Origin of the sequence: Demequina sp., assembly GCF_047975725.1 — a bacterium.
Lineage (GTDB): Bacteria > Actinomycetota > Actinomycetes > Actinomycetales > Demequinaceae > Demequina.
In genome coordinates, this window is record NZ_JBKEED010000022.1 from 48,717 (window position 1) to 59,843 (window position 11,127).

10 protein-coding genes are annotated in these 11,127 nt (G+C 67.9%); 5 read left to right on the plus strand and 5 right to left on the minus strand.

Annotated elements, in window-relative coordinates:
• Positions 1-144 precede the first annotated feature (144 nt).
• Positions 145-1,185: a hemolysin family protein gene (locus tag ACK5NO_RS08655; protein ID WP_416812265.1), complete on the minus strand. Its 1,041-nt coding sequence runs from the start codon at positions 1,183-1,185 to the stop codon at positions 145-147.
• The gene (locus tag ACK5NO_RS08660; protein ID WP_416812266.1) at positions 1,182-2,498 is read right to left on the minus strand and encodes a hemolysin family protein; all 1,317 of its coding nucleotides are present in this window, start codon (positions 2,496-2,498) and stop codon (positions 1,182-1,184) included. Before ACK5NO_RS08660 ends, ACK5NO_RS08655 begins: the two co-directional genes overlap by 4 nt.
• A gap of 88 nt (positions 2,499-2,586) precedes the next feature.
• On the opposite strand from ACK5NO_RS08660, the gene ACK5NO_RS08665 reads away from it, so the two are divergent.
• From ACK5NO_RS08665 to ACK5NO_RS08680, 4 genes are all read left to right on the plus strand, one after another.
• On the plus strand, positions 2,587-3,495 hold the full coding sequence (locus ACK5NO_RS08665) for an ATP-binding cassette domain-containing protein (protein WP_416812267.1): 909 nt from the start codon (positions 2,587-2,589) through the stop codon (positions 3,493-3,495).
• Positions 3,492-4,298 carry an ABC transporter permease gene (locus tag ACK5NO_RS08670; protein ID WP_416812268.1) on the plus strand — a complete coding sequence of 269 codons (807 nt, stop codon included), beginning with the start codon at positions 3,492-3,494 and terminating at the stop codon, positions 4,296-4,298. Before ACK5NO_RS08665 ends, ACK5NO_RS08670 begins: the two co-directional genes overlap by 4 nt.
• Positions 4,299-4,413: 115 nt before the next feature.
• Complete coding sequence (locus ACK5NO_RS08675; RefSeq protein WP_416812269.1) at positions 4,414-8,148, plus strand: multifunctional oxoglutarate decarboxylase/oxoglutarate dehydrogenase thiamine pyrophosphate-binding subunit/dihydrolipoyllysine-residue succinyltransferase subunit; 3,735 nt, start codon at positions 4,414-4,416, stop codon at positions 8,146-8,148.
• Positions 8,145-8,756 (plus strand): GDSL-type esterase/lipase family protein, encoded by a 612-nt coding sequence (locus ACK5NO_RS08680; protein ID WP_416812270.1) that lies wholly within the window; start codon positions 8,145-8,147, stop codon positions 8,754-8,756. Before ACK5NO_RS08675 ends, ACK5NO_RS08680 begins: the two co-directional genes overlap by 4 nt.
• A gap of 45 nt (positions 8,757-8,801) precedes the next feature.
• Here ACK5NO_RS08680 and ACK5NO_RS08685 read toward each other — a convergent pair whose 3' ends face one another.
• On the minus strand, positions 8,802-9,890 hold the full coding sequence (locus ACK5NO_RS08685) for a type IV pilus twitching motility protein PilT (protein ID WP_416812271.1): 1,089 nt from the start codon (positions 9,888-9,890) through the stop codon (positions 8,802-8,804).
• A gap of 129 nt (positions 9,891-10,019) precedes the next feature.
• Here ACK5NO_RS08685 and ACK5NO_RS08690 point away from each other — a divergent pair, with 129 nt between their 5' ends.
• Positions 10,020-10,094, plus strand: coding sequence for a 50S ribosomal protein bL37 (locus tag ACK5NO_RS08690; RefSeq protein ID WP_416812274.1), 75 nt, complete (start codon positions 10,020-10,022; stop codon positions 10,092-10,094).
• A 71-nt stretch (positions 10,095-10,165) separates the two neighbouring features.
• Here ACK5NO_RS08690 and rsrA read toward each other — a convergent pair whose 3' ends face one another.
• Positions 10,166-10,408 carry a mycothiol system anti-sigma-R factor gene (rsrA, locus tag ACK5NO_RS08695; protein WP_416812272.1) on the minus strand — a complete coding sequence of 81 codons (243 nt, stop codon included), beginning with the start codon at positions 10,406-10,408 and terminating at the stop codon, positions 10,166-10,168.
• On the minus strand, positions 10,389-11,123 hold the full coding sequence (locus ACK5NO_RS08700) for a sigma-70 family RNA polymerase sigma factor (protein WP_416812275.1): 735 nt from the start codon (positions 11,121-11,123) through the stop codon (positions 10,389-10,391). The genes rsrA and ACK5NO_RS08700 overlap by 20 nt, the downstream gene beginning before the upstream one ends.
• Between the last annotated feature and the right edge of the window lie 4 nt (positions 11,124-11,127).

Here is an 11,127-nt window from a genome sequence, read left to right on the forward strand (position 1 = left end):
CTCCAAAGACCGGGTACAAGTGCCATCGTGACCGCGGCCGGAGCCATCGGACGTTGCGAGCGAGTGTAACCAAACGGTAACGGTCACACCAGTCCCCTGGTAAAAGTGTGGATTTCCCCACACCTCGAGCACGATGTCGTGAAACTACGATGCTCCCTCGTGCCGCGTCATCTCGTCCCGGACCTCACCCACAAGTTCCTCGATGATGTCCTCCAGGAACACCAGCCCCACCGTCACGCCGTCGTCTTCGACGCCGGCGAGGTGGGCGCCTGAGCTGCGCATGAGGGCAAGGATTGACTCGACCTCGTCTCCAGGTGCCACGGCGGGCAGATCGCGCACGCGCCACTCCTGAATGGGCTCCTCGCGCTCGCCGGGCCGCGCAAACAACGTGTCCTTGATGTGCAGGTAGCCCACGTAGCGGGCGCAGTCGCTCACGGGAAGTCGTGAGAAGCCGGAGCTGACCACCGCTCGCTCGAACTCGTCCACGCTCACGCCCGCCTCCACACCGATCACGGAGTCGACGGGCACCATCACATCAGCGGCGGTGTGGTCGGAGAACTCGATCGCGCCTGTGAGCAGGCCGGTGGGGTCCGACAGCGTTCCCTCTTCGCTCGAACGCTCCACGATCGAGTGCACCTCGTCCGCGGTAAACGCGCTGGTGACTTCATCTCGCGGCTCGATGCCCACGGCGCGCAGCAGCGCGTTGGCGACCCAGTTGAGGGCGAAGATCACCGGCTTGAGCACCCGTGCGAGCCACACCAGCGGAGGGCCAAAGATCAGGGCGGCACGGTCGGGGCTCGACACTGCGGCGTTCTTAGGCACCATCTCGCCCACCACGACGTGCAGGCTCACGACGATGAGCAACGCCACCGCAACGGCCACTCCGTGCGCTGCCGCCTCGGGCACGCCCAGCGAATGGAACGGACCTTCGAGCGCGTGCGCGATCGCGGGCTCGGCCACCACACCCAGCGACACCGAGCACACAGTGATGCCCAACTGGGCGCACGCGAGCATGAGCGAGACGTTTTCCATCGCCCACAACACGGTGCGCGCCGCGCGCGATCCTTCCTCTGCACGCGGCTCAATCGAACTGCGTCGCGCGGAGATGACCGCGAACTCCGCACCCACAAAGAAGGCGTTGGCCAGCAACAGTCCCGCGACCGCGAACACCATGCCCGGGCTCATGACTCACCGTCCCGTCCGGCGGCGTCGCGCGCCATCGGGGTGAGTCGCACCCGGTCGATTCGGCGACCATCCATGCGCTCGACCCGAATACGCGCATCGTCGCTGTCGACCTCGTCGCCCACCTCGGCGACACGGCCAAGGCTGGCCATCACAAAACCCGCGACGGTCTCATACGCGCGCGACTCGGGCACGCCTAATCCCGTGACCTCGTCCACCTCGTCCGGCCGCAGGTCGCCGGGCACCACCCACGCGCCGCCCGGGGTGCGGTGCACCCCCGCGCGCCTGCGGTCGTGCTCGTCGGCCACCTCCCCCACAAGTTCCTCGACCACGTCTTCCAGGGTGACCAGGCCAGCGGTGCCGCCGTACTCGTCGACGACAATCGCGCACTGGGGCCCCAGGTCGCGCAGTTCAATCAACAGCGGCCGCATGCGCATGGTCTCCGGAATCCGGGGCGCGGGGACCATGAAGTCCGCCACGGGCGCCGTGTCGCGTTCGTGCGCTGGCACCGCAACGGCAGCACGCAGGTGCACCAGACCGAGCACGTCGTCCACGCCCTCGCCCAGCACCGGGAAGCGCGAGTGGCCCGAGGCGCGCGCGAGCGACAGCACATCGGCAGCGACCGCATCGCGCTCGAGGGTGTGCATGCGGGTGCGGTCGGTCATCACGTCGATAGCCGTCAGCGCGTCGAGTTCGATCGTGTTCTTCAGCAGCAGCGCGGTCGACGGCGCAAGAGTGCCGGCCTCCGCGCTGCGCCGCACCAACGCAGCGAGCTCCTGAGGAGAACGACCTCCCGACAACTCCTCGCGCGGCTCGAGCCCCATAATCCGCAAGATCCCGTTGGCGCTGCGGTTGAGCGCGGAGATGATCGGCGCCAACGCGGTGGTGAAGGACATGCTGGCCGGGGTGACCAGGCGCGCGGTGCGATCCGGATCCGCGAGCGCGGCGTTCTTGGGCACCAGCTCACCGAAGATCATCGAGAAGGCATTCACCAGCACGAGTGATGCCACACCAGCGACTCCCGCCACGGCGGTGCGCGCGAGCGGGGTGGAGGACAGCGGCACCTCGAGCAGCTCGACTAGCGCGGGCTGAGCGGTGTAGCCCAGCAGGATGGTCGTGAGGGTGATGCCTACCTGAGCGCCGGACAACTGGGTCGACAGCCGCCGCAACGCCCGTCGCACGCGCTTGCCGCCGCGATCCGAGTCGTCGACGTGGGCGGGGTCGAGCGCCACGAGGGAGAATTCGGCGGCAACGAACACGGCCGTTCCGATGGTGAGCAGCACGCCGAGCCCGACCAGCAGCCACTGAGTGATCATGACGTGTGACAGTCGCAGTCCATGGTGTGGTCAGCATACCGACCACCCGATAGGGTCGCCGAGAACCATCCCAGCCACACGGAGGATCATGGAACCGCGCGCCATCGCAGTCGCAGGCCTGAGCAAGCGCTACGGCCCCGTCACTGCCGTCGATGACCTGACGTTTACGGCTCAGCCCGGACGCGTCACGGGGTTTCTTGGACCCAACGGCGCGGGCAAGTCGACGACGCTGCGCATTCTCGTGGGGCTCGTGTCGGCAAGCGCGGGGACCGCGACCATCGGTGGGGTTCCCTACCGCGACCATGAGCGGCCGGGCACGGTCGTGGGCGCCCACTTCGAGGGAGCCTTCCACCCCGGCCGTACGGCACGCCAGCATCTGCGTTCTTATGCGCCGCTGGTGGGGGCCGACGACGCCCAGTGCATGGCCTCCCTCGACGCCGTGGGCATGAGAGAGGCCGCCGACCGTCGGGTGGGTGGCTACTCGCTGGGCATGCGCCAACGCCTGGGCCTCGCGACCGCACTGCTGGGCCGGCCGAGCGTGCTCGCGCTCGACGAGTCGGCCAATGGCCTGGACCCCGCGGGTATCCGCTGGCTGCGCACCTTCCTGCGGAGCTTTGCCGATGCGGGGGGCACCGTCCTGCTCAGTTCTCACCTGCTGTCCGAGGTCGAGCAGACCGTCGACGACATCGTGATCATCGCGGACGGCTCCTTGCGCCATCAGTCGACGCTCGAGGACCTGCGCGCCCTGGCTCAACCCACGGTGCGCCTGCGCAGCCCTCACGCCGACCGGCTTGCGGCCTTCGCCGCAGCACGTTTTCCCCACACTCACACCGCAGTGCGCGCAGGCGAGGTCGCAATCACCGCGACGACGGCGGCACAGGTGGGCGCCGCGGCCTTCGCCGACGGGCTCGAAGTTCACGGCCTTGAGGACGGCGGCGAAAGCCTCGAGAGCGTGTTCCTGAGACTCACCGCGACCGAGACGGGGGTGGGCGCATGAGCGCCGCAATCCGCTCCGAGGTCCGCAAGCTCGCGTCGACCCGCCTGTGGTGGATCCTCCTGCTGTGCATGCTTCTCGGGGTCGCCTTCATGACGGGCTCGATCGGCGCGGCGATGGCGTTCGCCGACCAGTTGGGCGACCCGGATGCCGCCACCGCAGCCATGGATCCGGCCGCGATGGCGGCCATGATCTACGCCCTGCCCGTGTCGTTTGGCTACGTGTTCCCCGTCATTCTTGGCGCCATCACGGTGACCTCCGAGTTCCGCCACCGCACCATCGACACCACGCTGCTGCTCGAACCCAGCCGCGCACGGGTCATCGCCGCGAAGTTCGTCGCCGTCCTCCCGTTTGCTGTCATCTATGCGGTCACGGCGATGGCCGTGGGCGTCGCGATCGGCGCCGGCGCGCTCGCGCTCGCCGACCAGCCCACCCTTCTCGATACGGCCGATGCGTGGGTTGCCATCGGCATGGGCACCGCCGCTTTGGCGGTGTGGGCTCTGGTGGGGGTCGGGTTTGGTGCGGCGATCACCAATCAGGTGGTCGTGATCGTGGCGCTGCTGTGCTGGACACAACTCGTGGAGCCCCTGCTCAGGGTCGCGTTCGCGTTCGTCGAGCCACTCGCCCCGGTGGGCAAGTTCTTGCCGGGAGCCGCGGGAGAGGCCATCGCTGGGGCGAGTTTCTACTCCGCTGCGGGGTCTGCCGACTTGCTCCCCGCGTGGGGCGGGCTGCTGGTGCTGCTGGCCTACGCCGCGATCGCGGCGTTGATCGGGTGGCTCGTGACGTTCCGCCGCGACATCGGATAACGATTGCACCAAATCGACGGTCGAAGCACCGGGTGAATCCGTCTAGGCTGGACAATGCAAGTTGTACACCGACGTCCCCGATGCATGTTTGCCAAGAAAGCGAGCGGCCCCCGACGTGTCCACCGACACCAGCGCGCCTGACACTGAACGCACGACCGTCGCGAGGGGCAATGGAGCCCCCACCGTCGCGTCCCTGATCCTCGGGGGCGAGCCTGCCCCTGCTTCCCCGCCGAGCCCTGCCTCGGCACCCGCGCAGCCCGTGGCATCGGCGCCACCTGCTGCCGCATCGGCCGCCGTGGCGCCTGCCATGACGGCCGCGACCCCTGCGGCACCGACACCGCCCGCCGCGGCGGTGCCCCCCGCATCGGCCACCCCTGGTGAGATGCCTACCGAGACGGAAGCCGCGACTCAGCCGATCGCGACCGCCCAGGCTCCCACCGCCCTGTATTTGCAGCGCCACGAGCACCAGACCGTGGCAGCGAAGGACGTCAAGCACGGCGTCGAGCGCCTGCGCGGCCCGGCCGCGCGCGTGGTCACCAACATGGAGGCGAGCCTCCAGGTGCCCACCGCGACATCGGTGCGCACGATCCCCGCGAAGTTGCTCATGGACAACCGCACGGTGATCAACAACCACCTGGCGCGCACCCGCGGCGGCAAGGTGTCCTTCACTCACCTCATCGGCTACGCAATCGTCGAGTCGCTCACCGAGCAGCCCGCGATGAACGTCGCCTACACGGAGGACGAGGGCAAGCCCGCCGTCGCGACTCCCGAGCACATCAACTTTGGCCTCGCGATCGACCTCGACAAGGGCGACGGCGTGCGCCAGTTGCTCGTGCCGAGCATCAAGAACGCCGATGCGATGGACTTCGCCAAGTTCTGGCAGGCCTACGAGGACGTGGTCCGCAAGGCCCGCACTGGCACGCTCCAGGCGAGCGACTTCCAGGGCACCACGATCACCCTGACCAACCCCGGCACCATCGGTACCGTGCACTCCGTGCCGCGCCTGATGGCCGGCCAGGGCGCGATCATTGGCGTGGGCTCGATGGATTACCCGGCCGAGTACCAGGGAGCCTCGGAAGAGACGGTGTCTCGCCTTGGCATTTCCAAGGTCATGACGCTCACCTCGACCTACGACCACCGCGTCATTCAGGGTGCGCAGTCGGGCGAGTTCCTCGCGCTCGTGCACAAGAAGTTGCTGGGTCTGGACGGATTCTGGGACCGCGTGTTCGTGGCCCTGCGCGTGCCCTACGAGCCCGTGCGCTGGGTGCAGGATTCTGCGACCAACGAGGACGCCGAGGCCGCCAAGCCCGCGCGGATCGCCGAGCTCATCCACTCGTACCGCTCGCGCGGCCACCTGATGGCAGACGTCGACCCTCTGTCGACCCGCTTGCGCAAGCACCCCGACCTCGACGTGCAGACCCACGGCCTCACCCTGTGGGACCTGGACCGCGTGTACTCGACCGCCGGGTTCGGTGGCCAGGACCGCTGGAAGATGCGCGACGTGCTGGGCCGCCTGCGCGACGCCTACTGCCGCACCGTGGGTGTGGAGTACATGCACATCGCGGACCGTGCGCAGCGCGCGTGGCTCCAGGAGCGACTCGAGCACGGCTACACCAAGCCCAGCCGCGAGGAGCACCTGCGGATCCTGCGCCGCCTCAACGCCGCAGAGGCGTTCGAGGCCTTCCTGCAGACCAAGTACGTGGGTCAGAAGCGCTTCTCCCTCGAGGGCGGCGAGTCGCTGATCCCGCTGCTGGACGCCGTGATGTCCTCTGCCGCCCAGTCGGGCATCCACGAGGTCTGCATCGGCATGGCCCACCGTGGCCGCCTCAACGTGCTCGCCAACCTCGCCGGCAAGTCCTACTCGCAGATCTTCTCCGAGTTCGACGGCACTGCGGTGCCCGGCTCCGTCCAGGGCTCCGGTGACGTCAAGTACCACCTGGGCACGGAGGGCACCTTCACCGCCGAGTCGGGCGCGACCACCAAGGTCTACCTCGCGGCCAACCCTTCGCACCTCGAGGCGGTCAACCCCGTCCTCGAGGGCATCGTGCGTGCCAAGCTCGACCAGCTGGGCGCCGACCCTGCCACCGAGGGTTTCCCCGTGCTGCCCGTGCTCATTCACGGCGACGCGGCCTTCGCTGGCCAGGGCGTGGTCATGGAGACGCTCAACCTCGCAGGCCTGCGCGGCTACACCACAGGTGGCACCGTCCACGTGATCATCAACAACCAGGTGGGCTTCACGACCGGGCCTGGTGACTCGCGTTCGACGCGCTACTGCACGGACCTGGCCAAGGGCTATCAGATCCCCATCTTCCACGTGAACGGCGACGACCCGGAGGCCGCCGTGCGCGCCGCGCGCCTGGCCTTCGAGTACCGCGAGGCCTTTGGTCGCGACGTCATCATCGACATGGTCTGCTACCGCCGCCGCGGTCACAACGAGGGCGACGACCCCTCGATGACGCAGCCGCGCATGTACGACCTCATCGAGGCCAAGCGCTCGGTGCGTCACCTGTACACCGAGGCGCTGATCCGTCGCGGCGACATCACGGAGGCAGAGGCCGAGGCGGTGTCGCAGGACTACCTCGCCCAACTCGAGCGGGTGTTCATCGAGACCCGCGAGGGCTTCTCCGGCACCGACACCGAGTCGATCTCCGGCCTTGAGCTGCCCTCGTCGCAGTCCGAGGACGCGGGCGTGATGGTGGGCTGGAAGACGGCCGCAGTTCCCGCACACGTCGAGCGAGTGGGGCGCGCGCACGTGCGCCCGCCCCAGGGCTTCGCCGTGCACCCCAAGCTCGGCAAGCTGCTCGAGCGTCGCGAAGCCATGACCCGCGAGGGCGGCATCGACTGGGGCTACGGTGAGCTCCTGGCCTTCGGCACGCTGTTGCAGGAGGGTGTGCCCATCCGTATGTCGGGTCAGGACGCCCGTCGCGGCACCTTCGTGCAGCGCCACGCAGTGTTCCACGACCGCGCCACCGGCGCCGAGTGGGCTCCCCTGCGCTACCTGAGCGCCGACCAGGGACCGCTGCACATCTACGACTCCTCGCTGTCGGAGTACGCGGTGCTCGGGTTCGAGTACGGCTACTCGGTCGAGCGTCCCGACGCTCTGACGCTGTGGGAGGCGCAGTTCGGCGACTTCGTCAACGGCGCGCAGACCATCATCGACGAGTTCATCTCCTCTGCCGAGCAGAAGTGGGGTCAGTCCTCGTCCGTGGTGCTCCTGCTACCCCACGGCTTCGAGGGTCAGGGTCCCGACCACTCGTCGGCCCGCGTCGAGCGGTTCCTCCAGCTGTGCGCCGAGGACAACATGATCGCCGCGATGCCGTCGACCCCTGCGAGCTACTTCCACCTGCTGCGTCGCCAGGCGTACGACCGTCCGCGCCGTCCGCTCATCGTGTTCACCCCCAAGTCGATGCTGCGCCTGCGGGCCGCTCAGTCGGACGTGGAGGACTTCACGACCGGCACGTTCCGCCCCGTGATCGGCGACACCGTCGACCCGGCGGGTGTCGAGCGGGTGCTGCTGTGCGCCGGAAAGGTCTATTACGACCTCGCCGCGCAGCGAGACAAGGACGGCGACACCACCACCGCAATCGTCCGGCTCGAGCAGCTGTACCCGCTCGACAAGGACGCGCTGCACGAGGCCCTGGCCCCGTACGGCGACGCGCCCCTCACCTGGGTCCAGGAGGAGCCACGCAACCAAGGTGCCTGGACGTACCTCGCTCACGCACTGCCGCGGGTGGCCGAGCGCGAGGTCTCCGGAGTCACGCGTCCCGCGTCCGCCTCCCCCGCCTCCGGGTTGTCGTCGCGACACAAGGATGAGCAGGAGGACCTGGTGACAAGGGCGTTCACGCGATGAGGAATGTGTTCTTCGTGGGCGACGAACTCGTCGCCGGACACGGAGACCCCAAGGCGCTCGGATGGGCAGGGCGCGTGGTCGCACGCACCCTGCCCGTCGGGCCCTTCCTTCGCTTCCACACGCTCGCCGTGCCTGGCGAGACCACGGGAGAGATGGCAAGCCGATGGGACGACGAAGCCCTGCGCCGGCGCGGGGCGGCCGAGGAGTCCACGGGCGCCGATCACGTCGTCTTCGCTATCGGCCGTCACGACGTGGCCCGCCGCGTATCCCCCACCATGACCAGGCTGCACCTGGCAAACGCGCTTGATCGCGCATCGGCCCTCGGGATGCGCGCCATGGTGGTCGGCCCTCCCCCGTTGGCCACCGAGGACCGTCGCGCGCTCGCCGAGTATGCGGCGCTGTGCGAAGAGGCGGCCGCGCGTCGCGAGGTGCCCTACGTCGACATGTTCGGCCCCCTGGTCCGTCACGACCAGTGGGCGACCGACATGGACACCACGGGCGGCGCGACGCCGCTCCAGGCTGGCTACGGCCTCATGGCATGGCTCGTCCTGCACTCACAGTGGCACGAGTGGCTGGGCGTCAACCCCACCGAGAGTGACGTGAACTAGCGCTGTCGCCACTCAAGTAGCGACCTGCGCCGACGCGGCGCCCCCTTACGCGATGATGCCCGCGTTGCGCAGGCTCACCAGCAGGTCGTGCGGACGCGACGCGATGGCCACCGCATCGTCCACCGACACCGTCTCCGCCTGGACCAACTGGAACAGGTGCTGGTCGAAGGTCTGCATCTTGTAGTACTCACCCTCCGCAATGAGGTCGAGGATGGGGGGCTGGCTCGCGGGCTCCACGATGGCCTCGGCAATACGGCCGTGGTTGACCATGATCTCCGCCGCGAGCGTGCGGCCAGAACCGTCTCCGCGGCGCACCAGGCGCTGCGAGACGATGCCACGAAGCGTCTGCGAGAGGGTCGCGCGCACCTGGCTCTGCTCGTGCGGAGTGAAGAAGTCGATGATGCGGTTGATGGTGTCCTGAGCGTCCACGGTGTGCAGCGTCGCGAGCACCAGGTGGCCGGTCTCGGCGGCGGACAGCGCGGCGCGCACCGTCTCGATGTCGCGCATCTCGCCCACCATGATGACGTCAGGGTCCTGACGCATCGCGCCACGCAGCGCGGCGGTGAAGTCGAGCGTGTCGGAGCGTACCTCACGCTGCGAGATGATCGCCTTCTTGTCCGAGTGCAGGACCTCAATGGGGTCCTCGATCGTGATGATGTTGACCTCGCGGTATGTGTTGATGAGGTCGATCATCGAGGCGAGCGTGGTGGTCTTTCCGGAACCCGTAGGTCCGGTCACGAGCACCAGGCCGCGGGGCTCAAGCGCGAGGTCGGCGATGACCGGCGGCAGGCCCAACTCCTCCATGGGGGTCGCGCCGACGGCGACACGACGGAATACCAGGCAGTCGGTGCCACGCGCCACGTAGGCGTTGACGCGGAATCGGCCCACGCCCGACAGCGAGAAGGCGAAGTCGGCCTCGTGCGTGTCGCGGAACTGCGCGACCAGGTCTTCCGGCAGCACCTGCGCGACCATGTTGCGGGTGTCCGCAGGAGTCAGCGGCGGCACCTGAAGCTTGCGCAGCCGTCCGTCCACGCGCACGCGGGGCGCCGATCCCACCTTGATGTGGAGGTCGGAACCTCCGGTGCTCGCCAGTGCGTGCAGGAACGGGATGACGGAAACAGGCTGGTCGCTCACGGAAACTCCATCGGCACTCGGATCATCGAACTTGAGGAGGGTAGCGGGATTGCGGGCATCGGGGGAAGTTCAGTGTGGGAAGATAGGTAGTCGTCTGTTCCCGCACCCGTGTGAGAAAGGGGGATCCCGATGAGCAAGCGAGGCCGCAAGCGCAAGTCGCGCGCGAAGGGCGGAGCCAACCACGGCAAGCGTCCCAACGCCTGAGCGCATCACCTGCGTTTTCATGCCAAGGCCGCATCGGACATGCTCCGATGCGGCCTTCGCTATGTCGAGGCCTAGCTGACCTCGTGCGTGGCGCGGATCGACGCGAGGATCTTCTCGCGTAGCGCCTGGGGCGCCGTCTCGCCGCCGGTGAGCGACGTCAAGTTCTTGATGCGCTCTTTGATCTGGTGCTCCGCCTCACAGGGCGGGCACGTTTTCAGATGGTCGCCGATGCGGCGAAGCTCGTCTTGCGGCAATTCATCGTCGATGTACTCGAACAGTCGGTCGAGGGCTTCCTCACACTCCCTTCCGGGCATGGCACACCTCCCCACTGTCCTTCTGGGCGTTCGGGCGCTTGTCGTGCATTCCACGCTCGGCCGCATACTCTCTGAGCTTCTCTCGAAGCAACTTACGTCCCCGGTGCAGGCGGGACATCACTGTGCCCACCGGGGTGTCCATGATCTCGGCGATCTCCTTGTAGGCGAATCCCTCGACATCGGACAGATAGACGGCCATGCGGAAGTCATCCGGCAACTCCGACAGCGCCTGTTTCACTTCCACATCGCCGATGCGCTCCAGCGCCTCTTGTTCGGCGGAGGCCAGGCCGGAGCTCGTGTGCTCCGCCGCAGCCGCGATCTGCCAGTCCTCGACCTGTTCGGCATCGGACAGCTTCGGTTGGCGCTGCTTCTTGCGGTAGTTGTTGATGAACGCGTTGGTCTGGATGCGGTACAGCCAGGCCTTGAGGTTAGTGCCCGGCTTGAACTTGTCCTGGGCCGCGAACGCCTTCGCGTAGGTCTCTTGGACCAAGTCCTCCGCATCGGGACGGTGACGCGTCATGCGCAGGGCCGCTGCGAACAACTGGTCCATGTAGGACAAGGCTTCGGTCTCGAAGTCCAGCTGCACATCGGTCATGACGATCGAGCCTACTCCAGGCCCAAGTGCCGACGGCGCGGCGTCTCGCCTCGCCTCTTGGGGCTCCATGGTCGCGGTTGCGGTCATGGTCGTCTCAACGCGACGGGCACGTCGATCCATTCCC

Excerpts from the sequence above, each read along its gene's own strand:
- ACK5NO_RS08680 (WP_416812270.1), top strand. The coding sequence starts at position 8,145 with ATGAGGAATGTGTTCTTCGTGGGCGACGAACTCGTCGCCGGACACGGA.
- ACK5NO_RS08700 (WP_416812275.1), bottom strand. The coding sequence starts at position 11,123 with ATGGATCGACGTGCCCGTCGCGTTGAGACGACCATGACCGCAACCGCG.
- ACK5NO_RS08670 (WP_416812268.1), top strand. The coding sequence starts at position 3,492 with ATGAGCGCCGCAATCCGCTCCGAGGTCCGCAAGCTCGCGTCGACCCGC.
- rsrA (WP_416812272.1), bottom strand. The coding sequence starts at position 10,408 with ATGCCCGGAAGGGAGTGTGAGGAAGCCCTCGACCGACTGTTCGAGTAC.
- ACK5NO_RS08655 (WP_416812265.1), bottom strand. The coding sequence starts at position 1,185 with ATGAGCCCGGGCATGGTGTTCGCGGTCGCGGGACTGTTGCTGGCCAAC.
- ACK5NO_RS08665 (WP_416812267.1), top strand. The coding sequence starts at position 2,587 with ATGGAACCGCGCGCCATCGCAGTCGCAGGCCTGAGCAAGCGCTACGGC.
- ACK5NO_RS08660 (WP_416812266.1), bottom strand. The coding sequence starts at position 2,498 with ATGATCACTCAGTGGCTGCTGGTCGGGCTCGGCGTGCTGCTCACCATC.